The 26,463-nt window shown below is 61.1% G+C and carries 21 protein-coding genes; 13 read left to right on the plus strand and 8 right to left on the minus strand.

Going from position 1 to position 26,463, the window contains the following annotated elements; translation table 11 throughout:
- Positions 1 to 201: 201 nt before the first annotated feature.
- Both sbcC and sbcD read right to left on the minus strand, forming a co-directional pair.
- The gene (sbcC, locus tag AC2CGI_RS18610; RefSeq protein WP_076740512.1) at positions 202 to 3,453 is read right to left on the minus strand and encodes an exonuclease subunit SbcC; all 3,252 of its coding nucleotides are present in this window, start codon (positions 3,451 to 3,453) and stop codon (positions 202 to 204) included.
- Complete coding sequence (gene sbcD, locus AC2CGI_RS18615) at positions 3,450 to 4,682, minus strand: exonuclease subunit SbcD (RefSeq protein WP_076740511.1); 1,233 nt, start codon at positions 4,680 to 4,682, stop codon at positions 3,450 to 3,452. Before sbcD ends, sbcC begins: the two co-directional genes overlap by 4 nt.
- Positions 4,683 to 4,897: 215 nt before the next feature.
- Here sbcD and phoB point away from each other — a divergent pair, with 215 nt between their 5' ends.
- The 5 genes from phoB to proY all read left to right on the plus strand — a co-directional run bounded on the left by phoB (position 4,898) and on the right by proY (position 11,187).
- Positions 4,898 to 5,587, plus strand: coding sequence for a phosphate response regulator transcription factor PhoB (gene phoB, locus AC2CGI_RS18620; protein WP_004940438.1), 690 nt, complete (start codon positions 4,898 to 4,900; stop codon positions 5,585 to 5,587).
- Between the two features lie 24 nt (positions 5,588 to 5,611).
- Positions 5,612 to 6,928, plus strand: coding sequence for a phosphate regulon sensor histidine kinase PhoR (gene phoR / locus AC2CGI_RS18625; RefSeq protein ID WP_004940434.1), 1,317 nt, complete (start codon positions 5,612 to 5,614; stop codon positions 6,926 to 6,928).
- 14 nt (positions 6,929 to 6,942) lie between these two features.
- Positions 6,943 to 7,905: a PstS family phosphate ABC transporter substrate-binding protein gene (locus AC2CGI_RS18630; protein ID WP_004940432.1), complete on the plus strand. Its 963-nt coding sequence runs from the start codon at positions 6,943 to 6,945 to the stop codon at positions 7,903 to 7,905.
- A 485-nt stretch (positions 7,906 to 8,390) separates the two neighbouring features.
- Positions 8,391 to 9,707, plus strand: coding sequence for a branched-chain amino acid transport system II carrier protein (brnQ, locus tag AC2CGI_RS18635; RefSeq protein WP_015376824.1), 1,317 nt, complete (start codon positions 8,391 to 8,393; stop codon positions 9,705 to 9,707).
- Positions 9,708 to 9,780: 73 nt separating this feature from the next.
- On the plus strand, positions 9,781 to 11,187 hold the full coding sequence (gene proY, locus AC2CGI_RS18640; protein WP_004940425.1) for a proline-specific permease ProY: 1,407 nt from the start codon (positions 9,781 to 9,783) through the stop codon (positions 11,185 to 11,187).
- A gap of 32 nt (positions 11,188 to 11,219) precedes the next feature.
- On the opposite strand, the gene AC2CGI_RS18645 is transcribed toward proY, so the two are convergent.
- Both AC2CGI_RS18645 and AC2CGI_RS18650 read right to left on the minus strand, forming a co-directional pair.
- On the minus strand, positions 11,220 to 11,483 hold the full coding sequence (locus AC2CGI_RS18645; RefSeq protein ID WP_049242823.1) for a hypothetical protein: 264 nt from the start codon (positions 11,481 to 11,483) through the stop codon (positions 11,220 to 11,222).
- 132 nt (positions 11,484 to 11,615) lie between these two features.
- The gene (locus AC2CGI_RS18650) at positions 11,616 to 12,872 is read right to left on the minus strand and encodes a mechanosensitive ion channel family protein (RefSeq protein ID WP_076740510.1); all 1,257 of its coding nucleotides are present in this window, start codon (positions 12,870 to 12,872) and stop codon (positions 11,616 to 11,618) included.
- 246 nt (positions 12,873 to 13,118) lie between these two features.
- Between AC2CGI_RS18650 and malZ the strand changes: the two genes are divergently transcribed.
- On the plus strand, positions 13,119 to 14,942 hold the full coding sequence (gene malZ, locus AC2CGI_RS18655) for a maltodextrin glucosidase (protein ID WP_015376828.1): 1,824 nt from the start codon (positions 13,119 to 13,121) through the stop codon (positions 14,940 to 14,942).
- A gap of 53 nt (positions 14,943 to 14,995) precedes the next feature.
- Here the strand turns inward: malZ and ggt are convergent, their stop codons facing one another.
- From ggt to AC2CGI_RS18670, 3 genes are all read right to left on the minus strand, one after another.
- A complete protein-coding gene (ggt, locus tag AC2CGI_RS18660; protein ID WP_015376829.1) occupies positions 14,996 to 16,759 on the minus strand; it encodes a gamma-glutamyltransferase in 1,764 nt (587 codons plus the stop codon).
- A 234-nt stretch (positions 16,760 to 16,993) separates the two neighbouring features.
- Positions 16,994 to 17,596, minus strand: a complete 603-nt coding sequence (locus AC2CGI_RS18665) for a peroxiredoxin C (protein WP_004940403.1) — start codon at positions 17,594 to 17,596, stop codon at positions 16,994 to 16,996.
- A gap of 230 nt (positions 17,597 to 17,826) precedes the next feature.
- Positions 17,827 to 18,408 carry an ACP phosphodiesterase gene (locus AC2CGI_RS18670; protein ID WP_015376830.1) on the minus strand — a complete coding sequence of 194 codons (582 nt, stop codon included), beginning with the start codon at positions 18,406 to 18,408 and terminating at the stop codon, positions 17,827 to 17,829.
- A 120-nt stretch (positions 18,409 to 18,528) separates the two neighbouring features.
- Here AC2CGI_RS18670 and queA point away from each other — a divergent pair, with 120 nt between their 5' ends.
- From queA to secF, 5 genes are all read left to right on the plus strand, one after another.
- Complete coding sequence (gene queA / locus AC2CGI_RS18675; protein WP_004940394.1) at positions 18,529 to 19,599, plus strand: tRNA preQ1(34) S-adenosylmethionine ribosyltransferase-isomerase QueA; 1,071 nt, start codon at positions 18,529 to 18,531, stop codon at positions 19,597 to 19,599.
- A gap of 72 nt (positions 19,600 to 19,671) precedes the next feature.
- Positions 19,672 to 20,796 (plus strand): tRNA guanosine(34) transglycosylase Tgt, encoded by a 1,125-nt coding sequence (tgt, locus tag AC2CGI_RS18680; RefSeq protein WP_004940392.1) that lies wholly within the window; start codon positions 19,672 to 19,674, stop codon positions 20,794 to 20,796.
- A gap of 33 nt (positions 20,797 to 20,829) precedes the next feature.
- Entirely contained in the window at positions 20,830 to 21,162 is a 333-nt protein-coding gene (gene yajC / locus AC2CGI_RS18685) for a preprotein translocase subunit YajC (protein ID WP_004940391.1), read from the plus strand.
- Positions 21,163 to 21,186: 24 nt separating this feature from the next.
- Positions 21,187 to 23,034 carry a protein translocase subunit SecD gene (gene secD / locus AC2CGI_RS18690; RefSeq protein ID WP_076740509.1) on the plus strand — a complete coding sequence of 616 codons (1,848 nt, stop codon included), beginning with the start codon at positions 21,187 to 21,189 and terminating at the stop codon, positions 23,032 to 23,034.
- 10 nt (positions 23,035 to 23,044) lie between these two features.
- Positions 23,045 to 24,013: a protein translocase subunit SecF gene (secF, locus tag AC2CGI_RS18695; RefSeq protein WP_004940389.1), complete on the plus strand. Its 969-nt coding sequence runs from the start codon at positions 23,045 to 23,047 to the stop codon at positions 24,011 to 24,013.
- A 65-nt stretch (positions 24,014 to 24,078) separates the two neighbouring features.
- Here the strand turns inward: secF and AC2CGI_RS18700 are convergent, their stop codons facing one another.
- The gene (locus tag AC2CGI_RS18700) at positions 24,079 to 24,639 is read right to left on the minus strand and encodes a SadB/YajI family lipoprotein (RefSeq protein WP_015376832.1); all 561 of its coding nucleotides are present in this window, start codon (positions 24,637 to 24,639) and stop codon (positions 24,079 to 24,081) included.
- Positions 24,640 to 24,813: 174 nt separating this feature from the next.
- On the opposite strand from AC2CGI_RS18700, the gene nrdR reads away from it, so the two are divergent.
- Positions 24,814 to 25,263 carry a transcriptional regulator NrdR gene (gene nrdR / locus AC2CGI_RS18705; RefSeq protein ID WP_004940387.1) on the plus strand — a complete coding sequence of 150 codons (450 nt, stop codon included), beginning with the start codon at positions 24,814 to 24,816 and terminating at the stop codon, positions 25,261 to 25,263.
- Positions 25,264 to 25,273: 10 nt separating this feature from the next.
- Positions 25,274 to 26,383 carry a bifunctional diaminohydroxyphosphoribosylaminopyrimidine deaminase/5-amino-6-(5-phosphoribosylamino)uracil reductase RibD gene (gene ribD, locus AC2CGI_RS18710; protein WP_076740508.1) on the plus strand — a complete coding sequence of 370 codons (1,110 nt, stop codon included), beginning with the start codon at positions 25,274 to 25,276 and terminating at the stop codon, positions 26,381 to 26,383.
- Positions 26,384 to 26,463: the final 80 nt, after the last annotated feature.

The raw sequence follows: 26,463 nt of genomic DNA on the forward strand, positions 1-26,463 counted from the left end.
ACGAAAAAACCTGACGCCCGGAAGCGATCCCGGGCGTCAGGTTTTGCCTGTATTTTATGTTTCTGTCCTGCGGCCTGAGCGGCGGAGGGGATACAGTAACAATCCTGTTATGCTGGCATAATAACCCGTGCCCGCCGCGGCTCAACGCTTTTCACCGCGGAGTGCCGCCGCGGTCACACTTCTGCGCCGCAAGCCGCGGGATCATTCCAGCCTGAAGTGCGCCTCCAACCGGCTGACGCCGAGCCCGTTGACCTTTTTCACTTTGATCTGCACCGGAATACGCTCTTTCATCGCCTCGACGTGACTGATCACGCCAATGGTTTTGCCGGAGGCGTTCAGACTGTCCAGCGCGTCCAGCGCGGTATCGAGGGTTTCGGCATCCAGCGTGCCGAAACCTTCGTCGAGGAACAGCGAGTCGATGCTGGTTTTGTGGCTGACCAGATCGGACAACGCCAGCGCCAGCGCCAGGCTGACCAGGAAACTCTCGCCGCCGGACAGGGTGCGGGTATCGCGCAGCGCGTCCGCCTGCCAGGTGTCGACCACCTGCAGTTCCAGCGCGTCGCTGGTCTTGCGCTGCAGCAGATAGCGCCCGTGCAGCCGGCCGAGCTGATTGTTGGCCAGGTAAACCAGATGATCGAGCGTCAGCCCCTGAGCGAAGCGGCGGAACTTGTCGCCTTCTTTCGAGCCGATCAGCTGGTTGAGGTAGCTCCAGTCGTCGTAGTCTTGCTGGCTGCGGGCGATTTGCTCGAACAGCGCCTGCTGATTGAGGCGGCGGGCGGCGTCGCTTTCCAGCTGATTGCGCAGTTCGCCCTGACGCAGCTGCAACGTTTTCAACTGCTGTGCCAGTTCGGCCAGCGATTGGGTGAGCGCATCGAGATCCGCGTTGGCTTCATCCAGCCCTTCAGGGCGGTTCTGCCGGTGCTGCTCCAGCGTTTGCGTCGCCTGTGTCAGCAGGGCGGTGGCTTCTACCTGCCGCTGTTGCAACTGCTCTTTGCGCTGCTGCAATTCGCGGCGCAGGACATCGTCCAGCAGCGCGGCGGCGAAGGCGGTTTCATCGGCGAATTCGCTGTCGGCCAGCGCCTGCTGCCACTGCTGCTGCGCCTGCTGCAGCCGCTCCTGCATCTGGGTGTGTTGTTGTTGCAGCCCGGCCTGCTGGCCGGCCAGGCGCTCGCGCAGTTCCTGCGCCTTTTGCCACTGCTCGGCGGCCTGCAAACTGGCCTGTTCACAGGCGGTTTGTTTGGCGCGCAGCTGTTCGCGCACCTCGGCGACCTGCTGTTCGCCGAACAGCGTCAGCCGCTGCGCGCGTCGTTCGGCAAGGGTCTTCTCGCCTTCTTGCCAGCGTTGTTGCAGCTCTTGCTGCTGTTGCAGGCTGTCGGCGTGGGCTTTCTGCAGCAGCGTAAAGCGTTCTTCGAGCAACGCCAGCTGTTGCTGCGTCTGCTGCTGCTGCGTTTGCAGAGCGATGAGCGCATCCTTCGCTTGCTGTACCGCCTGCGCCGCCTGTTCATGCTGCTGCAGCGCCTGTTGCCCGCGCCGTTCTTCGTCGTCGCAGCAACTAAGCCAGGCGCTGAGTTGCTCGCCATCCGCCAGCGTAAAGTCGAACGCCAGCGGCGCGCTGAGCTGCCGCCACTGCTGCTGTTGGCCGGCCAGCTGTTGTTCATCCTGCGCGATGGTTTGCTGCTGACGCTGCAATTGCTGTTGCAGGTTGTCGTAACGGGCTCGCAGCTCGACGCCTTGTTTTTGCAATGCTTCGGTCTGGACTTTCATTTGCTCCAGACGTTGCGCGGTTTCTGACAGTTTTACCTCTTGGTATTGTTCTACCGCCGGGTGCTCGCATGAGCCGCACAGCGGGCAGGGGGCGCCGGGTTGCAAACGGGCGCGCTCGGCCTCCAGACCCACGATCCGTTGTTCCAGCGCATAGGTTTTTTCAACATCGGCCTGGTGGGCTTTCTGCTGCTTAAATCGCTGACGGATGAGTTCTAGCTGTGGTTCCAACTGGGTAAGTTCATGTTGACCGCTGTTTAGCTCTTGCCGCTGTTGTTCCAGCCGTTTAACGATTTGCTGCGATAAAGAAGCGAGAGTAAACAGCTGCTGGCGCGTCGGGCGCAGATCCGCCAGGACGCCCAGGCGCTGGCGCAGCGGGGCCAGCGGCGTTTGCGCCTCCAGCGCCTGCTGCTGTTGCTGTTGAACGGCCAGCGCTTCGGTCAGCGTGTTCAACTGCTGCTGATGCTGTGCGGCCTGCCTCGTCAGTTGGCTGCGCTGAGCGGTGAGCTGCTCCAGCGCGGTCTGCTGCTGGGCGCACTGCTGTGCGGCGGCATCGCCGGCCTGTCGCCGCTCGGCCTGTGTCGACTGCAGTTGGGTTATTTGATGGTCGAGCGGGGCGACCTGCTCGTCGATCAGTTGTTGCTGTTGCCGCATGTGTTCGGCATGCGCTTGCTGCGCCTGGCGGGTTTTCTCCACCGCCTGCTGCAGCGGGGTCAACTGCGCCGACTGCTGTTCCTGCTGTTGCGTCAGATGGGCTGCCTGCTGTTGTATCGTCTGCAGCTCGGCGCGGCAGCGATCGCGTTCACCGCGCAGCGGCCGCAATTTCTCGGCCGGCTCGCTGAGCGCCAGCCGCTGCAGCTGCGGGGCGGCCTCCGCCTGCTCGCGCTGGGCGGTGTCCAGCCGCAATTGCCCCTCGCTTTGCTGTTGCCGGAGGCGTTGCCATTGCTGCAGCCAGCTCAGCGCCTGTTGCTGGCGCTGGGTTTGTTCGCCGAGAGCGATTTCCTGCGCGCTCAGCGCCGCCAGCTGTTCGGTCAGAGACTGGCGCTGCTCGTCGTTCAGCAGTTCGATGCCGCTGGCGCGTTGGTGCAACGCATCCAGGTCGGTTTTGGCCTGCTTGTGCGACTCGAACACCTGTTCGGACAACCGCCCGTAGATTTCGGTGCCGGTCAGCTCTTCCAGCAGCTCGGCGCGATCGTTGGCGTCGGCGTTGAGGAAGGCGGCGAACTGCCCCTGAGACAGCATCATCGATTTGGTGAAGCGGCCAAAGTCCAGCCCGGTGATGGCGGCGGTAAGCTCCAGCTTGTCGCGCACCTTGTCCGCCAGGATCTTGCCGTCCTCGCGGCGTGCCAGTTCGACCTTCGGCGCCTGCAGATTGCCGTCCGGCGCGTTTTTGGCGCGGCGCTGGCTCCAGAAGGCGCGATAGCCGATGCCCTTGACCTCGAACTCGACCTCCGCCAGCGATTCGGCGGTGTGGCGGGTCATCAGTTCATTCTGGCTTGGCGTGACGTTGAGACGCGGCGTCTGGTGGTACAGCGCCAGGCAAATGGCGTCCAGCAGGGTGGTTTTGCCCGCGCCGGTCGGGCCGGTAATGGCGAACAGACCGTTGCTGGCGAACGGCTCGGCGGTGAAGTCAATTTTCCATTCGCCCTGCAGCGAGTTGAGGTTTTTTAACCGCAGGCTGAGGATTTTCATGGGTTGCTCTCTTCAGGGTTGTGCTGCACCGCCTCGACCACCTGGCGGAACAGTTGGTGCATCCGCCGTTGGCGCGCTTCGGGCATGTCGGCCTCCTGCGCCAACCTGCGTTCGAACACCTCGTTGACGCTCAGCTCGTTGAGCGTTTCCTTATCCTGCTGTGCGATCGCCTGGCGGCGCTGCTCTTTGCTGCGCCGCAGCAGCACCACTTCCACCGGCAGCGCATCCGCCATCAGCTGGATGCGGCGCTGGATGTCGCTGAGGTAGCCCTGCGTCGCCACTTCGATATCCAGCCACACCGGCAGCTCGCCGGCATAGTCGGCAAATTGCCGCAGCTGCCGTTCGATCTCGGCCAGATCGCCTTTGATCAGTTGCATGGGCTGAAACTGCGGGATCGTTAACGTTTCTACCTGCTGCAAAGCGCCGTCGGCGAAATCCACCAGGAAGACGCTTTTGGCTTTGCCCAGCTCATCGAAGCTCAGCGGGATCGGCGAGCCGCTATAGCGAATATGCTCCGATTTGGCGACGTTCTGCGCGCGGTGAATGTGGCCCAGCGCGATATAGTCGGCGGGGGGGAAGGCCTGCGCCGGGAAGGCGTCGAGGGTGCCGATATAGATGTCGCGCACCGAGTCGGAGGTGGTAACGCCGACGGTGGTCAGGTGGCCGGTGGCGACGATCGGCAGTGGCAGGCCCAACTGGTCGCGGCGCTCGCAGGCCGCCTGATACAGCGTTTGGTAATGTTCGGCGATGGCTTCCTGCAACGCCTGCTGTTTCTGCGCGCCGGATTCGCCGGCGCGGCTGGTGAGCAGATCGCGCGGCCGCAGGAACGGGATGGCGCACAGCACCGCGCCCGGCTGGCCGTCGCGTTGGTTAAGCACCACGATCTGCTGTTCCGGGGCGCCCTGCGCGCTGGCGATCACCGTGGTGTTCAGGCAGGAAAGCAGTTCACGCGATTCGTTCAGCGTCGCGACCGAATCGTGGTTGCCGCCCAGCACCACCAGCTGGCAGCCGGTGCGCTGCAGTTCCACCACGAAGCGGTTGTACAGCTCGCGGGCATAGCTGGGCGGCGAGCCGGTATCGAACAGATCTCCGGCGACGATCAGCGCATCCACCTGCTGCTGATCTACCTGTTCGATCAGCCAGTTCAGAAAAGCCTGGTGCTCGGCGGCGCGGCTTTTGGTGAAAAAGTACTGGCCAAGGTGCCAGTCAGAGGTGTGGATCAGGCGCATGACACTCCCGGATGTAAAGATAATGGCGATGATTATAAAGGCCGCGGCGGCGGCTGTCCCGGCGCAATGATGATGACAACCGGATGATTTTTCGTTACTGCGGGAAATAATCGCTATGCTTACTGCCTATAACAGCCGGTTTTTTTCATAAAAGTGTCACAAAACTGACGCATAATGGCGCCCGAAAAGTCGCTAACACATTGGCAGGATTGACGATGGCAAGACGCATACTGGTGGTGGAAGACGAAGCGCCGATCCGTGAGATGGTGTGCTTTGTGTTGGAACAGAATGGTTACCAACCGTTGGAAGCCGAAGATTATGACAGCGCCGTGACGCGTCTGTCTGAGCCGTTCCCTGATTTGGTGTTGCTTGACTGGATGTTGCCCGGTGGTTCCGGCATTCAGTTTATCAAACATATGAAGCGCGAAGCGCTGACCCGCGATATCCCGGTGATGATGCTGACCGCGCGCGGCGAAGAAGAAGACCGGGTGCGCGGCCTGGAAGTGGGGGCGGATGATTACATCACCAAGCCGTTCTCGCCCAAGGAGCTGGTGGCGCGCATCAAAGCGGTCATGCGCCGCATTTCGCCGATGGCGGTGGAAGAAGTGATTGAAATGCAAGGGTTGAGCCTGGATCCGTCCTCCCACCGCGTAATGGCGAACGATCAGGCGCTGGACATGGGGCCGACCGAGTTCAAGCTACTGCACTTCTTTATGACCCACCCGGAGCGGGTTTATAGCCGCGAGCAGTTGCTTAATCACGTCTGGGGCACTAACGTTTATGTGGAAGACCGTACCGTTGACGTGCATATCCGTCGGCTCCGCAAGGCGTTAGAAACCAGTGGGCATGATAAAATGGTTCAAACCGTTCGGGGCACCGGCTACCGGTTCTCAACGCGCTACTGATCGCGCCGCGCTGGAGAATATGCCGTGTTAGAACGTCTGTCGTGGAAGAGGCTGGCTTTGGAGCTGGCTCTTTTCTGTCTGCCCGCCTTACTGCTGGGGCTGATTTTTGGTTATCTGCCCTGGTTCCTGCTGGCTTCTGCGCTGGCTGCGCTGGTGTGGAATTTCTACAACCAGCTCAAACTCTCCCATTGGCTGTGGATCGACCGCAGCATGACGCCGCCGCCCGGCCGCTGGAGCTGGGAGCCGCTGTTCTATGGCCTGTATCAGATGCAGCAGCGCAACCGCCGCCGCCGGCGCGAGCTGGCGCTGCTGATCAAGCGCTTTCGCAGCGGGGCCGAATCGCTGCCTGACGCGGTGGTGATGACCACCGTCGAAGGCAATATCTTCTGGTGCAACGGGCTGGCGCAGCATCTGCTCGGCTTTCGTTGGCCGGAAGACAACGGCCAGCACATCCTTAACCTGCTGCGTTATCCGGAATTCAGCCACTATCTGCAACAGCAGGAGTTTTCGCGCCCGCTGACGCTGCAGCTGAACAACGAACACTACGTCGAATTCCGCGTGATGCCCTATTCCGAAGGGCAATTGCTGATGGTGGCGCGCGACGTCACCCAGATGCGTCAGTTGGAGGGCGCGCGGCGCAACTTCTTCGCCAACGTCAGCCATGAGCTGCGTACGCCGCTGACGGTGCTGCAGGGCTATCTGGAGATGATGGGCGACGAAGAGCAGGACGGTTCGCTGCGCAGCAAGGCGCTGAGCACCATGCAAGAGCAGACCCGCCGGATGGACGGGCTGGTCAAGCAGTTGCTGACGCTGTCGCGCATCGAGGCGGCGCCCAATGTCGACATGAACGAGCGGGTGGATATTCCGCTGATGCTGCGGGTGTTGCAGCGTGAGGCGCAATCGCTGAGCGGCGGCAATCACGAGATCACCTTCCGGGTGAACGAACAGCTCAACGTGTTCGGCAATGAAGACCAGTTGCGCAGCGCGGTGTCTAACCTGGTGTACAATGCGGTCAACCACACGCCGAAGGGCACCCATATCGAAGTCAGCTGGCAGCAGACGGCGCATGGCGCGCAGTTCCAGGTCAGCGACAACGGGCCTGGCATCGCCGCCGAGCACCTGCCGCGCCTGACCGAGCGTTTCTACCGCGTCGACAAGGCCCGCTCGCGCCAGACCGGCGGCAGCGGGCTGGGGCTGGCGATCGTCAAGCACGCGCTCAGCCATCACGACGCGCGGCTGGAGATCCTCAGCGAACCGGGGATCGGCACCCGCTTTATCTTTACCTTGCCCAATCGGTTGATTGTTCCCGCCGCTTTATCAGAGAATGCGGTGAAAAATTAACGCGAGACACCGGTATGACCCGAATCACCCGAGGGCTGTTGCTTTGCCTGGCGCTGCTGGCCGGACGCGGCGCGCTGGCGCAGCCTGACGGCATGTTGGCGGGCAACCTGTCCAGCGTCGGCTCCGACACGCTGGCGAATCTGATGGCGCTGTGGGCGCAGGATTTCAGCCAGCATTATCCCAACGTCAACCTGCAGATCCAGGCCGCCGGTTCGTCGACCGCGCCGACCGCGTTGGCGGCGGGCGCCGCGCAGCTGGGCCCGATGAGCCGGCCGATGAAGGCGGCCGAGGTTTCGGCGTTCGAACACCGTTACGGCTATGCGCCGCTGGCGGTGCCGGTAGCGGTGGATGCGCTGGTGGTGTTGGTGCATCAGGACAATCCGCTGCGCGGCCTCAACCTGCAGCAGCTCGACCGCATTTTCTCCGCCACCCGGCGCTGCGGCGAAAGCCAGCCGCTGACGCGCTGGGGCGAGCTGGGGCTGCGCGGCGACTGGGCGACGCGCTCGCTGCAACGCTTCGGCCGCAACTCGGCGTCCGGCACCTACGGCTATTTCAAACTGCGCGCGCTGTGCGGCGGCGATTTCATGCCGCGCGTCAATGAGCTGCCCGGTTCGGCCTCGGTGGTGCAGGCGGTGGCCGGTTCGCTCAACGGCATCGGCTACGCCAGCATCGGTTTTCGCGCCAGCGGCGTGCGGCTGCTGCCGCTGGCGGAGTCGGGAGAAGACTATGTCGCGCCTACCGCCGCCAACGTGCGCAACGATCGCTACCCGCTGTCGCGCTATCTGTATATCTACATCAATAAAGCCCCCCATCAACCGCTGGAGCCGCTGACCGCCGCGTTTCTCGATCGCGTGCTGTCGACACCAGGGCAAAGCCTGGTCAATCACGACGGCTATCTGCCACTGCCGCCGGCCGCGCTGCAGAAGACCCGCCAGGCGCTCGGGTTGCCACCGCTCGCGCCGGCCACGGTGCAATAAGCGACAAAAAGCGGCGTAATTTTCGCCTTTTTTCACGGCAAAACGGAGCTTATACCACGCGAAAATCGGGCATTTATTGGCGTTTTCGCGCGGTAAAGTGATATATGCTTCACGTTTCGTGAATTCGTTGTTCAAAAATGATACAAATCATGTAGTGTATATTTATTGATAGCCAATATGATCGACTGGTGGCTAAAGTTTATATGGTCGATAGCTCTGCTTTTCGCCGTGCGTCTTGCCTTGAAGCGCTATAAACGTTTACCTTAGCCTTCGTTGTCGGATTAAACCTCCATTTTTATAACTCCTAAAATTTTGCCCATCTTCATGAGCGGCCACTTTCGAATAGGGACATAAACGCCGGATCGACTGCGTTTAGGGTGCTTATTTGGCGCGGCGACGATCGGGCATGCCGGCAACCGGGTGGGGCGTTTCGCCACCACGCTATCGGACACTATTTTTCATTTGAACAGGCAACACGACATCGTATGAGTCATCGTTTAACGTCAAAAGATATCCTGGCACTGGGCTTTATGACCTTTGCCTTATTCGTCGGGGCCGGGAACATCATCTTCCCGCCGATGGTCGGCTTGCAGTCCGGTGAACATGTATGGACTGCGGCGCTGGGCTTCCTGATCACCGCCGTGGGCCTGCCGGTCATCACCGTCATCGCGCTGGCGCGCGTCGGCGGCGGCATCGACGCCCTCAGTTCGCCGATCGGCCGCGGCGCCGGCCTGCTGCTGGCGACCGTCTGCTACCTGGCCGTCGGCCCGCTGTTCGCCACGCCGCGCACCGCCACCGTGTCCTTTGAGGTGGGCATCGCCCCGCTGACCGGCGACGGCGCCATGCCGCTGTTCATCTATAGCCTGGTTTATTTCGCGCTGGTGATCGGCATCTCTCTGTATCCGGGCCGCCTGCTCGATACCGTTGGCCATGTGTTGGCGCCGCTGAAGATCGTCGCGCTGGCCGTACTGGGCATCGCCGCGCTGCTGTGGCCTGCCGGCGCGCCGATTCCGGCGACGACGGCTTATCAGAGCGTGCCTTTCTCCTCCGGCTTCGTTAACGGCTATCTGACCATGGATACGCTGGGCGCGCTGGTGTTCGGCATCGTTATCGTCAACGCGGCGCGCTCGCGCGGCGTGAAAGACGCCGGCCTGTTGACCCGTTACACCATTCTGGCCGGTTTGATCGCCGGCGTGGGCCTGACGCTGGTGTACCTGAGCCTGTTCAAGCTGGGTTCCGGCAGCGGCGCGCTGGTGCCTGACGCCACCAACGGCGCGGTGATCCTGCACGCTTACGTTCAGAACACCTTCGGCGGCCTGGGCAGCTTCTTCCTGGCGGCGCTGATCTTCATCGCCTGCATGGTGACCGCGGTAGGCCTGACCTGCGCCTGCGCCGAGTTCTTCGCGCAATACCTGCCGTTCTCTTACAAGACGCTGGTGTTTATCCTGGGACTGTTCTCGATGGTGGTGTCCAACCTCGGCCTGAGCCACCTGATCCAGATCTCCATTCCGGTGCTGACCGCGATTTACCCGCCGTGCATCGTGCTGGTGGTGCTGAGCTTCACCCTGCGTTGGTGGCACAGCGCGCCGCGTATCATCGCGCCGGTGATGCTTGTCAGCCTGTTGTTTGGTATCCTTGACGCGGTGAAAGCGTCCAGCTTCCAGCAACTGCTGCCGGCCTGGACCACTCACCTGCCGCTGGCGGAGCAGGGGTTGGCATGGTTGCCGCCTTCGCTGCTGATGCTGGTGCTGGTCGCGATTTATGATCGGGTGTGCACGCGTTCCCAAGTGACCGCGCACTGATAATCCCCCGGCTTAATCCAGGGCCACGGACATGTCCGTGGCTTTTTTACGTTTAAAACTATGGGTCATCTTCATGCAACAACAGTCACCCACCACCGCCTCCGACAATAAGCTGAAACGCGGCCTCAGTACGCGCCATATTCGCTTTATGGCGCTGGGGTCGGCCATCGGCACCGGGTTGTTCTACGGCTCGGCGGACGCCATCAAAATGGCCGGCCCGAGCGTGCTGCTGGCTTACCTGATCGGCGGCATCGTGGCCTTCATCATCATGCGCGCACTGGGAGAGATGTCGGTCAATAACCCGCAGGCCAGCTCATTTTCCCGCTACGCGCAGGACTACCTCGGCCCGATGGCGGGTTACATCACCGGCTGGACTTACTGCTTTGAAATCCTGATTGTCGCCATCGCCGACGTGACCGCCTTCGGCATCTATATGGGCGTCTGGTTCCCGGAAGTGCCGCACTGGATCTGGGTGCTGAGCGTGGTGCTGATCATCGGCGCCATCAACCTGATGAGCGTCAAGGTGTTCGGCGAGCTGGAGTTCTGGTTCTCGTTCTTCAAGGTCGCCACCATCATCATCATGATCGCGGCCGGCATCGGCATCATCATCTGGGGTATCGGCAACGGCGGGCAACCGACCGGCATTCATAACCTGTGGTCGAACGGCGGCTTCTTCAGCAACGGCGTTATCGGCATGATCCTGTCGCTGCAGCTGGTGATGTTCGCTTACGGCGGCATTGAAATCATCGGCATCACCGCCGGCGAAGCCAAAGATCCGAAAAAATCGATTCCCAAAGCCATCAACTCGGTGCCGTGGCGCATTCTGGTGTTCTACGTCGGTACGCTGTTTGTCATCATGTCGATCTACCCGTGGAACCAGGTGGGCACCAACGGCAGCCCGTTCGTGCTGACCTTCCAGCATATGGGCATCACCGTGGCGGCAGGCATCCTCAACTTCGTGGTGATCACCGCTTCGCTGTCGGCGATCAACAGCGACGTGTTCGGCGTCGGTCGCATGCTGCACGGCATGGCCGAACAGGGGCACGCGCCGAAGATGTTCAGCAAGGTGTCGAAACGCGGCATTCCCTGGGTGACGGTAGTGGTGATGATGCTGGCGCTGTTGCTGGCGGTGTACCTCAACTACATCATGCCAGAGAGCGTGTTCCTGGTGATCGCCTCCCTGGCGACCTTCGCCACCGTGTGGGTGTGGATCATGATCCTGTTCTCCCAAATCGCCTTCCGCCGCAGCCTGAGCAAAGAGCAGGTGAAGCAGCTGGCGTTCCCGCTGCGCGGCGGGGTGTTCACCTCGGTGGTGGCGATCGTGTTCCTGGTATTCATCATCGGCCTGATCGGCTATTTCCCGACCACGCGCGTCTCGCTGTACGCCGGCCTGGTCTGGGTGGTGTTGCTGCTGGCGGGGTACTGGTTCAAGGTCAACCGCCAGAAAAAACGCGCGCTGCTGGCGACGCAGCAAGACTAAATGGAAAAACACCGGCTGAGGCCGGTGTTTTTTTAGGGGTTATCTTCCACTTCCTCATCCCCGGCGGCGCGCGCTTCGATGCGCATACCGCCGTCGTTCAGGCGTTCCTCCTCTTCCTCGCCGGCGCAGCGTGCCAGCACTTCGCGAATGTCCTGCAGGTTGCTGCTCAGAGCGCTCAGCGAAGGTTGCAGATTGCGGGGCATGCGGCTTTCATCCAGCGATGCGCTGTGCAGGCAGCCGATAAACAGCAGCGTGGCCATCAGGGTGAACAGCCGATGACGTAACCGTTTCAGCAAGAGCTTTCCCTCTCGGTGGTGAAGGTGATGGCGCATTAACGCCGTTTTCACCGGGGAAAAGAAGGGGATGGAGATATCTGCTGGCAATTGAAAGCGAATAATTACCAGCAGACACAGTTACGTCAGCCGACGTCAGGAAGCGTTCGCGCTTTGTCGCAGCATGCCGCGCAGGTCGTTGCCGGTCGGCGTCTGATGCACGCGCAGGCCGAACTCGTCGATCACCGCCAGGATATGGTCGAAAATATCCGCCTGAATGCTTTCATACTCCGCCCAGACCGTGGTGTTGGTGAAGGCGTAGATTTCCAGCGGCAGGCCCTCCGGCGTCGGCGCCAGCTGGCGCACCATCAGCGTCATGTTCAGGTGAATACGCGGATGAGCGCGCAGGTAGGCTTCCAGATAGGCGCGCAGCGTGCCGAGGTTGGTGAGACGGCGGCCGTTGAGCGGCGAGGCCAGATCGACGGCGATCTCCTGGTTGTGCTGGCTCAGCTCCTGGGTTTTGTTATTCAGATAGCTGTGCAGCAGCGGGTTGCGCTGCAGGCGGCGCTGTTCCTCTTCCGACAGGAAGTGCACGCTGCTGGTGTCGATATTCAAGCTGCGCTTGATGCGGCGCCCGCCGGATTCCGACATCGAACGCCAGTTCTTGAATGAGTCGGAGATCAGCGCGTAGGTGGGGATGGTGGTGACGGTGTTGTCCCAGTTGCGCACTTTGACCGTGGTCAGGCCGATGTCGGTGACCGCGCCGTCGGCGCCGTATTTCGGCATTTCCAGCCAGTCGCCGATCTTGAGCATATCGTTGGCGGAGAGCTGAATACCGGCCACCAGCCCGAGGATCGGATCCTTGAACACCAACATCAAGACCGCGGTCATGGCGCCCAGGCCGCTGAGCAGCAGCAGCGGCGATTTGCCCATCAGCAATGAGACGATCATGATGCCGATCAGGATCGCCGCCACCAGTTTCAGGCCCTGGAAAATGCCGCGCAGCGGCAGCTGATTGGAAATCGGGCTTTGGCGCAGCAGCGCCAGCAGCGTATCCAGCAGCGAGAACAGCGACAGCAGGGTGAAGGCGAGGATCCACACCTGCGCGGCGGTGACGATCACCGCCTGGGTCTGGCTGCCGCTCTGCAGCCACAGCGTCGCCTGGATACTGATGATCACCCCTTGCAGCAGCAGCGCCACGCGCTGGAACAGTTTGTATTGGGTGATGGCCTGTTGCCAGACACGCTGCGATTGCTGGCCACGGCGCTGAAGAGCAGCCAACACCACCCGGTGCAGCACCAGGTGGATCGCTACCGAGATCAGAACAATCAACCCCAATACCATCAACAGCGACATCACTCCGCCGAATTCCAAACCAAACTGTTCCAGCCAGCGCGTTATCTGTTGTTGCATTACCGCTCCTTAAAAAATGCGCAAAAAATATCCTGTAAACTTAAAACGCGTTAGCCTAAGGGGTAACGTGCAGGATTTGTACCTGTTTACCTTTTTTTACATCAAGTTAGCGTTATTTTTCGGTCTCCGCCCCCCGGCTCATCCCCGGGTTTTGCGGCCAGAGAGGAGGGGGAGTTGCACTTAACGTGGCATTGTTCGTTTCTTGAAGAACGCCGTCGATTTCGTTTGGTACAGCAGGAGAACAGTATGCTTAACGCCTGGCATCAACCGGTCCCGCCTTTTGTTGTAAAGCAAGGGCAACGTTTGGATATCACGCTGTGGTTACAAGGGGATGAACTGCCTGAACGGGTATTTTTGCGCGCCGAACCGGACAATGAAGAGTGGCTGCTGGTGATGAAAGCGCAGCGCCACGAGGGGATGCGGCGCTACCAGGCCAGCCTGACGCTGAATGAGGGCGAGCCGACGCGGCGATACTGCTTCAAGCTGCTGTGGGCCGATCGCCAACAGTGGTTCGGCCCGCAGGGCTGGTCGTCAACGCCGCCGGGCCAGCTGGCGCAGTTCGCCGTCGACGATCCTGATAATGGCCCCGAGTGGGTGGCGGATCAGCTGTTCTACCAGATTTTCCCCGATCGCTTCGCCAGCAGCGGCGGCGAGCACGGCATCCAGAGCGGCAGCTATCGCCATCATGCGGCCGGCGCCGAGGTGATTCGGCGCGACTGGCAGCACCCGTTGGAGGATCGCCACGCCGCCTCGACCTTTTACGGCGGCGATCTGGACGGCATCAGCGGCAAACTGCCGTACCTGCAGCAGCTGGGCGTGACGGCGTTGTACCTGAACCCGATTTTTACCGCGCCGAGCGTGCATAAGTACGATACCGAGGACTATTACCAGGTCGATCCGCACTTCGGCGGCAACGCGGCGCTGCAGCGTTTGCGAGTAAGCACTCACAAGGTAGGCATGAAACTGGTGCTGGATGGGGTATTCAACCACACCGGCGATTCGCACCCGTGGTTTGACCGCCATCGTCAGGGCGAAAACGGCGCCTGTCACCACCCCGATTCGCCGTATCGCGGCTGGTTCAACTTCTACCCGGACGGCCGCGCGCTCGATTGGAAGGGCAACGCCAGCCTGCCGAAGCTCAACTTCGCCGAGCCGCAGGTGGCGGAAGCGATTTATCAGGGGGAAGGCAGCGTGGTGCGTCACTGGCTGCGCCCGCCGTACAGCATCGACGGCTGGCGGCTGGACGTGGTGCATATGCTGGGGGAGAACGGCGGCGCCACCGGCAATCTGCGCCACCTGGCGGGCATCTATCAGGCGGTGAAGCAGGAGAATCCGCAGGCCTATGTCTTGGGCGAGCACTTCGGCGACGCGCGCCGCTGGCTGCACGCCGGCGTGGAGGATGCGGCGATGAACTACATGGGATTCGCGCTGCCGGTGCGGGCGTTTTTAGCGGGGCTGGACGTGGCCTACCACCCGGTGCGGCTGGACGCCGCCGGGTGCGCGCAGTGGATGGACGGTTACCGCGCCGGGCTGCCGCACAGCCGCCAGCTGATCCAGTTCAATCAGCTGGACAGCCACGATACCGCGCGTTTCCTCACGCTGTTGCAGGGGAACGCGGCGCGCATGCAGATGGCGGCGGTGTGGCTGCTGAGCTGGATCGGTGTGCCTTGCCTCTATTATGGCGATGAGATTGGGTTGGACGGCGGCAACGATCCGTTCTGCCGCAAGCCGTTCCCGTGGGACGTCGGCGACTGGGATCGGCCGCTGCTGGCGCTGTTCCAGCGCATGGCGGCGCTGCGTAAACAGAGCCTGGCCTTGCGCCGCGGCGGCTGTCAGGTGCTGTACGCCAGCGGCGAAACGCTGGTGTTCGTGCGTCTGTATCAGCAGGAGCAGGTGTTGGTGGCGCTGCAGCGCGACGGCAGCGGCCAGGCGCAGCTGCCGCATAACCCGCTGTTGGCGCGTGGCCCGTGGCGGCGTGTGGAAGGGCGGGGAGAGTTGAGCGAAACGGCGGGCGGGTTGCGCCTGCAGTTGGCGGAAGAGTCGGCCACCGTATGGCGCTGCGAGGGCTAAAGGGAGTGCGGGGGCAGAAACGCCCCCGCGATTAAGGTGAGTGGGTATTTACATCAGTAACCTACCGCGGAGCCTGCCGGACGGCGCACGTCGTTGGCGCCGTACAGGTAGCCTTCACGCACTTTACCGGAAACTGCCGAATCGTTGCCGGAGTTGGCCGGGCTGACGCCCGCCGCGCCCGGTAAACCGACCAGAATCAGTTCGGCGGCGCCCCACGGCGTTTGCTCGACCATCTTATAACCCATGCCGCTCAGCAGCTTCAGCGTATCGGCGGAAACGCCGCGCTGTTCGTAGTACACCTCATCCGGCAACCATTGGTGATGGATGCGCGGTGCGTCTACCGCTTCCTGCGGCGCCATGCCGTGGTCGATCACGTTCAACGCGGTCTGCAGGGTGATGGTGATAATGCGCGAACCGCCCGGCGAGCCCAGCACCATAAAGATCTTGTTGTCCTTGGTCACCAGCGTCGGGCTCATCGACGATAGTGGGCGCTTACCGGGGGCAATGCTGTTGGCGGTGCCCTGCACCAGCCCATACAGGTTTTTCTCGCCCACTTTGACCGTAAAGTCGTCCATCTCGTCATTGAGGAAGAAGCCGGTGCCCGGTGCGATCACCACGGCGCCGAAGCGGCCGTTGACGGTATAGGTGGTGGAGACCGCGTTGCCGTCATGGTCGACGATCGAATAGTGGGTGGTTTCCGGCTTCTCATGCGGTTCCATGCCGGGCTGCACGTTTTCCGACGGCGTGGCCTTGTCCGCGACGATTTTCTTGCGGATCTGCTCGGCGTAGCTCTTGCTCACCAGCCGGTCGATCGGGTTCTTGATGAATTCCGGGTCGCCGAGGTAGGTGTTGCGGTCCATGTAGGCATGGCGCATCGCCTCGGTCATGGTATGAATGGCCGCCGCCGAGTTGAAGCCCATGCTTTTCAGGTCATAGCCTTCCACCACGTTGAGGATTTCGCACAGCGTCACGCCGCCGGAGCTGGGAGGCGGCGCCGACACGAACTTGTAGCCGCGATAGCTGCAGGTGATCGGCGGCGTTTCGGTGACCTTGTAGTTGGCGAAGTCGGCCGCCGTCAAAATGCCGCCGCCCTGTTTGGCCGCTGCCTCCACGGCCTGCGGGATCTTGCCTTTGTAGAAGGCGTCGGTTCCCCCTTTGGCGATGGCCTCCAGCGTGTTGGCCAGATCGGTTTGCACCAGTTTGTCCCCCGGCTGCAGCGGGCTGCCGTCCGGGCGCAGGAAGATTTTGGCCGACTCGGGATCCTGTTTGAAACGTGCAACGGTGGTGTCGAGAATATCGGTATCGGCGCGGGTCAGCACAAAGCCTTCGCGCGCCAGCTTGATCGCCGGCGCCAGCACCTGTTCACGGCTCAGTTTGCCGTACTTCTCACGCGCGGTTTCCATTCCCAGCACGGTGCCCGGCACGCCCGCCGCCAGATAGCCGTACAGGCTGGCATCTTTCTTCACCTTGCCGTCGGCATCCAGATACATGTTGGCGCTGGCCGCCGCCGGCGCGGTTTCGCGGAAGTTGATGAAGGTATCGGTGCCGTCCGCCAGGTGGACGGTCATAAAGCCGCCGCCGCCGATGTTGCCGCAGCAGGGGTTAACCACCGCCTGCGCATAGCCGACCGCCACGGCGGCGTCGATGGCGTTGCCGCCCATTTTCAGGATATCCACCCCGACCTGTGAGGCCAGATGCTGCGAGGTGACCACCATGCCGTTTTGGGCCTCCACCGCCGGGTTGGATGCCGCATACAGGCTGCCGCTGACCAGCAGCGCCGCCATGGTCAGGGGTTTGCTCCATTTCTGTAAAAACATAGTTATTCCTACCCTGTCAGTTTTTTATTGTGTTGTGTTTGCTTGCCGTTACTCACTTGCAAAGCGCGAGCCAGCGTTATTGATAGTAGCCGCAGATGGGCGTACGCGCGGTGAACAGGGTGGGAAATGTGAGCGGAAACAGGGAAATAAAGCACTGAAGGCGGGCGGGCTGCCCCAAAATGGAGCATAAAAAAACCGGCCGCGGGGGCCGGTTGATTCACTATCAGGCTGAAATTACAGCTTGGCAGCGTTTTCAGACAGGTATTTTGCCACGCCGTCTGGGGAAGCGCCCATACCTGCTTTGCCTTTTTCCCACTGAGCCGGGCACACTTCACCGTGCTCTTCGTGGAATTGCAGCGCGTCAACGGTACGGATCATTTCGTCGATGTTACGGCCGATTGGCAGGTCGTTAACCACCTGAGCACGCACGATGCCGTCTTTGTCGATCAGGAAGGAGCCGCGCAGCGCAACGCCGGCTTCCGGGTGTTCGATGCCGTAAGCTTTCTGGATTTCACGCTTAACGTCAGCAACCATTGCGTATTTCACTTCACCGATGCCGCCTTTGTCGACAGGGGTTTTACGCCATGCGTTGTGAACGAATTCTGAGTCGAAGGAAACGCCAACCACTTCAACGCCACGCTTCTGGAACTCTTCATAGCGGTGATCGAAAGCGATCAGCTCGGAAGGGCATACGAAGGTGAAGTCCATTGGCCAGAAGAACAGCACGGCTGGTTTGCCGTTCAGGTGCTTCTTCAGGTTGAAGTTTTCAACGATTTCGCCGCTACCCAGTACGGCAGCTGCAGTGAAGTCAGGGGCTTGACGAGTTACCAGGACCATAATTACTCCTGTAATAGGTGTTAAAGGGTGGATGTAAAAAACAAGGGCCAGTATAGGGGCCGTGACTTGGTGAATAAAGGGTAAAAGACCAATCGATGAGATAGCTTTCACCTATCAAAGTCGTTGATATAATTTATCGAGCTTTAAAAATAACCTTTTCCCACAAAAGGGCAAGCGGCAAAACGTAAATTCTTGCAAGGCGCTGCAATTTCAAACGCTTGGGCTTGACCTCAGAGCGTTTTTTCCTTCGCCTGCCGCATCATTTGCGGATAAAACTGCCAGAATTGTGTTTCAAGCTGATGATAATGTTGTTCGACATCGGCGAACGAGCCGGCCAGCGCCTCAAGACGCGGGCGGCGGCTGGCCATGCCCTGCAGCACCCGGGCGATGAACGGCAATTCGGCGTAGCGTTCCAGCCAGCGCTCCGGCCACAGATAGCCGTTCAGGTTCTGAAAACGCGGCGGCGTGAGCGGCAGGTAAGGTTCGATCTGGCTGCGGGCTTCCTGGGTGAACTGGTGCAGATCGCGCGAGGGCTCCAGCTGCTGCCAGTGGCGCGCCAGAAAATGGTCCCACACCACGTCGAGGGTGATCGGCGCCACGCGGCGGTAGGGGGCGCTGAAATAGTCGCGGCAGGCTTTCACCTGCGGCAGGCTGTCGGTCAACACGTCGACGCGGCGGTGCATCATGATGCCGGCCACCACATCGGGCTGGTAGTCGGCGGCGGGATTGCCGCGCACGAAGTCGGCCAGCAGGTTGCCCAGCAGCGAGCTGTCCGCCAGCATGGCCAGGTGAAGATGAGCGAGAAAATTCATCCCTCAACTATACCTGAAGTCAGGCAAATCCTCCTTATTTCTTGCCGCTGACCGCCCCCGGCTTTAGACTAGGCCGCCTGTTTTTTACCAACCAGTCCTAAATTGAAGAAGTGAATACCCATGCGCGTCGCTGATTTTTCGTTTGAACTTCCCGAATCCCTGATTGCCCATTATCCCCAGGCCGAGCGCAGCGCATGCCGCCTGCTGCAGCTGGACGGGCCGAGCGGGGCGCTGACGCATGGTGTATTCACCGATCTGCTGGACAAGCTGGAGGCCGGCGATCTGCTGGTGTTCAACAATACCCGCGTGATCCCGGCGCGCATGTTCGGCCGCAAGGTCAGCGGCGGCAAGATTGAAGTGCTGGTGGAGCGCGTGCTGGACGACCATCGCGTGCTGGCGCACGTGCGCGCGTCGAAAGCGCCCAAGCCGGGCGCCGAGCTGCTGCTGGGGGATGACGAGAGCATCGCCGCCACCATGGTGGCTCGCCACGAGACGCTGTTCGAGCTGCGCTTCAACGACGAGCGCGACGTGTTCACTATCCTCAACGCCGCCGGCCATATGCCGCTGCCGCCGTATATCGCTCGCCCGGATGAAGACGCCGACCGCGAGCTGTATCAGACGGTTTATAGCGAGAAGCCGGGCGCGGTCGCCGCGCCGACCGCCGGCCTGCACTTCGACGAACCGCTGCTGGCGGCGCTGCGCGCCAAGGGCGTGGAAATGGCGTTCGTGACGCTGCACGTCGGTGCCGGCACCTTCCAGCCGGTGCGCGTGGAAACTATCGAAGATCACGTGATGCACGCCGAATACGCCGAAGTGCCGCAGGAGGTCGTGGATGCGGTGCTGGCCTGCAAAGCGCGCGGCAAGCGCGTGGTGGCGGTGGGCACCACCTCGGTGCGTTCGCTGGAAAGCGCCGCGGCGGCCAGCAAAGAGGCGCTGATTGCGCCGTTCTTCGGCGACACCAGCATCTTTATCTATCCGGGCTATCACTACCAGGTGATCGACGCGCTGGTGACCAACTTCCACCTGCCGGAATCTACCCTGATCATGCTGGTGTCGGCCTTCGCCGGCTATAAAAATACCATGAACGCCTATCAGCAGGCGGTAGCCGAGCAGTATCGCTTTTTCAGCTACGGCGATGCGATGTTCATCAGCCGTAATCCGCAGGCGGAAAACGAATCCGTCGGCGGCTAAATTCCCGGGCTGCGCGCACGGCGCGGCCCCGTTTCAACGACATCAGACTGTTTCTCTGATGCTGGAGGCTTTGTGAAGTACGAACTACAAACTACCGATGGCCGCGCTCGCCGCGGCCGCCTGATTTTCGACCGCGGCGTGGTGGAAACCCCGGCCTTTATGCCGGTCGGTACCTACGGTACGGTCAAGGGCATGACGCCGGAAGAAGTGAAAGAGACCGGCGCGCAGATCCTGCTGGGCAACACCTTCCACCTGTGGCTGCGCCCGGGCCAGGAGATCATGAAGCTGCACGGCGATCTGCACGATTTCATGCAGTGGCCGGGCCCGATCCTCACCGACTCCGGCGGTTTCCAGGTGTTCAGCCTGGGGGCGATGCGCAAGATCAAAGAGGAAGGCGTGTACTTCCGCAACCCGATCAACGGCGACAAGGTGTTCCTGAGCCCGGAAAAATCGATGGAGATCCAGTATGACCTGGGCTCCGACATCGTGATGATCTTCGACGAATGCACGCCATACCCGGCCGACTGGGACTACGCCAAGCGTTCGATGGAAATGTCGCTGCGCTGGGCGGAGCGCAGCCGCAAGCGTTTCGACGAACTGGAAAATAAAAATGCGCTGTTCGGCATCATTCAGGGCGGCGTTTACGAAGATTTACGTGATGTTTCCGTCAAAGGGCTGGTGGATATCGGCTTTGACGGGTACGCTGTGGGCGGCTTGGCTGTAGGCGAGCCGAAAGAGGATATGCATCGCATTCTTGAACACGTTTGCCCGCAAATTCCGGAAGATAAGCCACGCTATTTGATGGGCGTCGGCAAGCCGGAAGATTTGGTGGAAGGCGTGCGCCGCGGCATCGACATGTTCGATTGCGTCATGCCGACCCGCAACGCCCGCAACGGCCATTTGTTCGTGACTGACGGTGTGGTAAAAATCCGTAATGCCAAGCACAAGGATGATACTTCTCCGCTGGATAAGGACTGTGATTGCTACACGTGTCGCCATTACAGCCGCGCCTACTTGCACCATCTCGACCGTTGCAACGAAATATTGGGTGCTCGACTGAACACGATTCATAACCTGCGTCACTACCAGCGCCTGATGGCGGGTTTACGCCAGGCTATCGAAGAGGGTAAATTAGAGCAGTTTGTTGCGGATTTCTATGGTCGGATCGGCAAGCCGATTCCGCCTTTAAACGCTTGATCTAATAATTGATAACTTAATGAGGGAATTTCAATGAGCTTTTTCATTTCTGACGCCGTCGCATCCGCAGGGGCTCCGGCTCAGGGAAGCCCGTACTCTCTGATCATTATGCTGGTGGTGTTCGGCCTGATCTTCTACTTCATGATCCTGCGCCCACAGCAGAAACGCGCGAAAGATCACAAGAAGCTGATGGACTCCATCGGTAAAGGCGACGAAGTGCTGACCACCGGCGGCCTGATCGGTCGCGTGACCAAAGTGGCCGACACCGGCATCATCGCCATCGCGCTGAACGACACCACGGAAGTGATGATCAAGCGTGACTTCGTGGCGGCCGTTCTGCCGAAAGGTACCATGAAGGCCCTGTAATCTTTTTTCCCGAAGGGAATTGCCGTGCTAAACCGTTATCCTTTGTGGAAGTATCTGATGTTGATCGTTGTGATCCTCGTCGGTCTGCTTTATGCGCTTCCCAACATCTACGGTGAGGATCCGGCCGTACAAATCACTGGCGCGCGCGGCGTCGCCGCCAGTGAAACTACGCTGGACCAGGTCCGTACCGTATTAGAAAAAGACAACATCGCGAGCAAGTCGATTGCGCTGGAAAATGGCGCCATCCTGGCTCGCTTTAAAGATCCTGACGTTCAGCTGCGCGCCCGCGAAGCGCTGGTGACCGAGCTGGGTGACAAATTCGTCGTGGCGCTGAACCTGGCGCCGGCCACGCCGACCTGGCTGGCCATGCTGGGCGCAGAGCCAATGAAACTCGGCCTGGACCTGCGCGGCGGCGTGCACTTCCTGATGGAAGTGGACATGGACACCGCGCTGAGCAAGCTGCAGGAACAGACCATGGATACCCTGCGCAGCGAGTTGCGTGAGAAGGGCATTCCTTACGCGTCTATCCGCAAGCTGGACAACAACGGCGTGGAAGTTCGCTTCCGCGACGATGCGGCCCGTGACCAGGCCATCAGCTACATCGGCCCGCGTCAGCGCGATCTGGTGCTGTCCGCCAACGGCGCCAACACCATGAAAGCCAACCTGACGGACGCCCGTCTGAGCGAAGCGCGCGAATACGCCGTACAGCAGAACATCACTATCCTGCGTAACCGCGTCAACCAGCTCGGCGTCGCCGAACCGCTGGTGCAGCGCCAGGGCGCCGACCGCATCGTGGTTGAGCTGCCGGGCATTCAGGACACCGCGCGCGCCAAAGAAATTCTGGGCGCCACCGCGACCCTGGAGTTCCGTCTGGTGAACACCAATGCGGATGCCACTGCGGCGGCCAACGGCCGCGTGCCGGGCGACTCCGAGGTGAAATACACCCGTGACGGCCAGCCGCTCGTGCTGTACAAGCGCGTGATCCTGACCGGTGACCACATCACCGACTCCACTTCGAGCACCGACGAATACAACCAGCCGCAGGTTAACATCTCGCTGGACAGCGCCGGCGGCACGTCGATGTCCAACTTCACCAAGGACAACATCGGCAAGCCGATGGCGACCCTGTTCGTGGAGTATAAGGACAGCGGCAAGAAAGACGCCAACGGCCGTGCGGTGCTGGTGAAACAGGAAGAAGTGATCAACGTGGCGAACATTCAGTCGCGTCTGGGCAACAGCTTCCGCATCACCGGCATCGGCAACCCGAACGAAGCGCGTCAGCTTTCGCTGCTGCTGCGTGCGGGTGCGCTGATCGCGCCGATTCAGATCGTCGAAGAGCGCACCATCGGTCCAACCCTGGGTCAGCAGAACATCACCCAAGGTCTGGAAGCCTGTCTGTGGGGCCTGGTGGCGTCCATCGTCTTCATGGTGGTCTGGTACCGTAAGTTCGGCGTGATCGCCACCACGGCGCTGGTCGCCAACCTGGTGCTGATCGTCGGCGTGATGTCCCTGTTGCCGGGGGCGACGCTGACCATGCCGGGCATTGCCGGGATCGTGTTGACGCTGGCGGTGGCGGTCGACGCCAACGTACTGATTAACGAACGTATCAAGGAGGAGCTGAAGAACGGCCGGTCCGTTCAGCAGGCGATCCATGAGGGCTATAAAGGCGCGTTCTCCAGTATCGTCGACGCCAACATCACCACCCTGATCACCGCGGTCATCCTGTACGCAGTGGGCACCGGTTCGATCAAAGGCTTTGCGATCACCACCGCTATCGGTGTGGCGACGTCCATGTTCACCGCGATTGTCGGTACCCGTGCCATCGTCAACCTGCTTTACGGCGGCAAACGCATTAACAAGCTGTCTATCTGAGGAGTGCGTTGTGGCACAGGATTATACTGTTGAGCAACTCAACTACGGCCGTAAAGTCTACGACTTTATGCGCTGGGACTATTTGGCCTTCGGCATCTCGTTGCTGCTGTTGGTCGCGTCGATCGTCACCATGTCGGTGCGCGGCTTTAACTGGGGTCTGGATTTCACCGGCGGTACGGTGATTGAAATCAACCTGGAGAAGCCGGCTAACCTCGACCTGATGCGCGATACGCTGGAGAAGGCCGGGTTCCAGGATCCGATCATCCAGAACTTCGGCAGCAGCCGCGACGTGATGGTGCGCATGCCACCGGCGACCGGCACCGCAGGCCAGGAACTGGGCAACAAGGTGATCGGCGTGATCAACGACTCGGTGGATAAAAACGCCACCGTGAAGCGTATCGAGTTCGTCGGCCCGAGCGTGGGCAGCGAACTGGCGCAAACCGGCGGCATGGCGCTGCTGGTGGCGTTGATCTGTATCCTGATCTACGTTGGTTTCCGCTTCGAATGGCGCCTGGCGCTGGGGGCGGTTATCGCGCTGGCGCACGACGTGATCATCACGCTGGGCGTGCTGTCGCTGTTCCACATCGAGATTGACCTGACCATCGTCGCTTCCCTGATGTCGGTTATCGGTTACTCGCTGAACGACAGCATCGTGGTTTCCGACCGTATTCGTGAGAACTTCCGCAAGATCCGCCGCGGCACGCCTTACGAGATCATGAACGTGTCGTTGACCCAGACGCTGAGCCGTACGCTGATGACTTCCGGTACTACCCTGATGGTGGTGCTGATGCTGTACATCTTCGGCGGCGCGATGCTGCAAGGCTTCTCGCTGGCGATGCTGATCGGCGTGTCGATCGGTACCGTCTCCTCCATCTACGTCGCGTCCGCGCTGGCGTTGAAACTGGGGATGAAACGCGAGCACATGCTGCAGCAAAAAGTGGAAAAAGAGGGCGCGGATCAGCCTTCGATTCTGCCTTAACCGCCGCAGTATTCAGCGAAATGAGAAGGAGCGCCGCCGGCGCTCCTTTTTTTTGCCTCGAGTTTTCAGTGTTGCTGCACCACCGCCGGTTGGGCGGTCGAAACCAGACTGTGCAGACGGATATAGCCCAGCTGTTCCGGCGTCAGGCCGCTGAAGCGCAGCTCAAAGTCCTGGCCGGGTTTCGGCAGCAGCGAGTCGGCGCTGGCGATCGGTTGCGACAGCGCCTCGGCGGTCAACGGCCGCCCGGTGGCGTCGTCCAGTTGGCCCCATTCCACCACCGCGTTGAACGGCGGCAGCGTGGCCTGTGAGAGGGTGCGCACATGCAGCTGCGCCTGCGTGCCGTTGGCTTCGCTCTTGATGTGGCTCAGCGAAACGCTCAGCTCGCCGATGCCGCTTTGCAAACGGGCGGCGCTGCGGGCCGCCGGCAGCAGGTAGACGCCGTTGTCGGAGTGCTGATTGAGCATATTCTGCCGCTCCAGCGCGGTGGTTTGATCGGTCAGCACGCTCACTTTCTGGTTCAGCGCGGCGACCTGATGGCGCAGTTGAGGGACGGCGGCGTTGTGCGCGCAGCCTGCCAGCAACACGGCGGCGGCGAGCAGGGCGATTTTGGGGTAACAGGTTGTCATGACGGCGATTTCCTATGCTGAATCTCCTATTATCAGCTTAGTCCGCCCGGAGGGGAAAGTCATATCGGCGCCGCTTCCCGGCTGCGTGTCGCAACAAATGGCCGCCGCCCTTTGTTGTGGCTGCACTTCGGGGTAAACTGCATTTATCTATAAAAACGTTTATCAGGACGTGTTATGCATTGCCCTTTCTGCGCCGCCGTTGATACCAAAGTCATTGATTCCCGCCTGGTGGGGGACGGTTCGCAAGTGCGCCGCCGCCGCCAGTGTCTGGTGTGCAATGAACGCTTCACCACCTTCGAGGTGGCCGAGTTGGTGATGCCGCGAGTGATTAAAAGCGATGAGGTGCGCGAGCCGTTCAACGAAGACAAATTGCGCCGCGGCATGCTGAAAGCGCTGGAAAAGCGCCCGGTAAGCTCGGACGACGTGGAAAACGCCCTTAACCATATCAAATCCCAACTGCGCGCCACCGGCGAACGCGAAGTGCCGACCAAACTGGTGGGCAACCTGGTGATGGACGCGTTGAAAAAGCTGGATAAGGTGGCCTACATTCGCTTTGCGTCGGTATACCGCAGCTTCGAAGACGTGCGCGAGTTCGGCGAAGAGATCGCCCGCCTGCAAGACTAAAGGATCTTTCATGCATCACGACGAATTTTACATGGCGCGCGCCTTCGAACTGGCGCGCCTGGGGCGTTTCACCACCGCGCCCAATCCGAACGTCGGCTGCGTTATCGTGCGCGATGGCGAAATTGTCGGTGAAGGCTATCACTTGCGCGCCGGCGAGCCGCACGCGGAAGTGCACGCGCTGCGTATGGCGGGCGACAAGGCGCGCGGCGCCACCGCCTATGTCACGCTCGAGCCGTGCAGCCATCACGGCCGCACGCCGCCCTGCGCCGATGCGCTGGTGGCCGCCGGCGTAACGCGAGTGGTCGCGGCGATGCAAGATCCCAATCCGCAGGTGGCGGGGCGCGGGCTGTACAAGCTGCAGCAGGCCGGCGTCGAGGTGCGTCATGGCCTGATGCTGGCCGAAGCCGAAGCGGTCAACCTGGGCTTCCTCAAACGCATGCGCACCGGTTTTCCCTATGTGCAACTGAAGCTGGGCGCGTCGCTGGACGGGCGCACGGCGATGGCCTCCGGCGAGAGCCAGTGGATCACCTCACCCGAAGCGCGTCAGGACGTGCAGCGCCTGCGCGCGCAGAGCGCCGCGATCCTCAGCACCAGCGCCACCGTGCTGGCGGACGATCCGTCGCTGACGGTGCGTTGGGATGAGTTGGATGCCGAGACCCAGCGCCTCTATCCGCGCGAAAATCTGCGTCAGCCGCTGCGCATCCTGCTCGACAGCCAAAACCGCATTACCCCGCAGCACCGCGTGGTGCAGCAGCCGGGCGCCACCTGGCTGGCGCGCCTGCAGGCGGATGAACAGGCCTGGCCGCAAGACGTTGAGCAGTTTATCTGCCCGGCGCACGGCGGCGGCGTCGATCTGGTGGTGATGATGATGCTGTTGGCCAAGCGCCAGGTGAATTCAATCTGGGTGGAGGCGGGCGCATCGCTGGCTGGCGCGCTGCTGCAGGCCGGCCTGGTGGATGAGCTCATTTTGTACATCGCGCCGAAACTGTTGGGCGATAATGGCCGTGGCCTGTGCCACCTGCCGGGCCTGGAGCGGTTGGCCGACGCGCCGGAATTCGTCTTAAGCGACGTGCGCCAGGTCGGCCCCGATCTGCGTTTGTGCCTGCGGGCGAAACACTGAATCTCGCGCCTGCGCGCCGGTTTTACAAAAGCGCCGCGCAGGCGATGAAAGAATATGATAGAATCCGCCCCCCTGCGGGG

Source organism: Serratia sp. LSHTC3, assembly GCF_057197125.1.

Excerpts from the sequence above, each read along its gene's own strand:
- sbcC (WP_076740512.1), bottom strand. The coding sequence starts at position 3,453 with ATGAAAATCCTCAGCCTGCGGTTAAAAAACCTCAACTCGCTGCAGGGC.
- sbcD (WP_076740511.1), bottom strand. The coding sequence starts at position 4,682 with ATGCGCCTGATCCACACCTCTGACTGGCACCTTGGCCAGTACTTTTTC.
- phoB (WP_004940438.1), top strand. The coding sequence starts at position 4,898 with ATGGCAAGACGCATACTGGTGGTGGAAGACGAAGCGCCGATCCGTGAG.
- AC2CGI_RS18630 (WP_004940432.1), top strand. The coding sequence starts at position 6,943 with ATGACCCGAATCACCCGAGGGCTGTTGCTTTGCCTGGCGCTGCTGGCC.
- brnQ (WP_015376824.1), top strand. The coding sequence starts at position 8,391 with ATGAGTCATCGTTTAACGTCAAAAGATATCCTGGCACTGGGCTTTATG.
- proY (WP_004940425.1), top strand. The coding sequence starts at position 9,781 with ATGCAACAACAGTCACCCACCACCGCCTCCGACAATAAGCTGAAACGC.
- AC2CGI_RS18650 (WP_076740510.1), bottom strand. The coding sequence starts at position 12,872 with ATGCAACAACAGATAACGCGCTGGCTGGAACAGTTTGGTTTGGAATTC.
- malZ (WP_015376828.1), top strand. The coding sequence starts at position 13,119 with ATGCTTAACGCCTGGCATCAACCGGTCCCGCCTTTTGTTGTAAAGCAA.
- ggt (WP_015376829.1), bottom strand. The coding sequence starts at position 16,759 with ATGTTTTTACAGAAATGGAGCAAACCCCTGACCATGGCGGCGCTGCTG.
- AC2CGI_RS18665 (WP_004940403.1), bottom strand. The coding sequence starts at position 17,596 with ATGGTCCTGGTAACTCGTCAAGCCCCTGACTTCACTGCAGCTGCCGTA.
- AC2CGI_RS18670 (WP_015376830.1), bottom strand. The coding sequence starts at position 18,408 with ATGAATTTTCTCGCTCATCTTCACCTGGCCATGCTGGCGGACAGCTCG.
- queA (WP_004940394.1), top strand. The coding sequence starts at position 18,529 with ATGCGCGTCGCTGATTTTTCGTTTGAACTTCCCGAATCCCTGATTGCC.
- yajC (WP_004940391.1), top strand. The coding sequence starts at position 20,830 with ATGAGCTTTTTCATTTCTGACGCCGTCGCATCCGCAGGGGCTCCGGCT.
- AC2CGI_RS18700 (WP_015376832.1), bottom strand. The coding sequence starts at position 24,639 with ATGACAACCTGTTACCCCAAAATCGCCCTGCTCGCCGCCGCCGTGTTG.
- nrdR (WP_004940387.1), top strand. The coding sequence starts at position 24,814 with ATGCATTGCCCTTTCTGCGCCGCCGTTGATACCAAAGTCATTGATTCC.
- ribD (WP_076740508.1), top strand. The coding sequence starts at position 25,274 with ATGCATCACGACGAATTTTACATGGCGCGCGCCTTCGAACTGGCGCGC.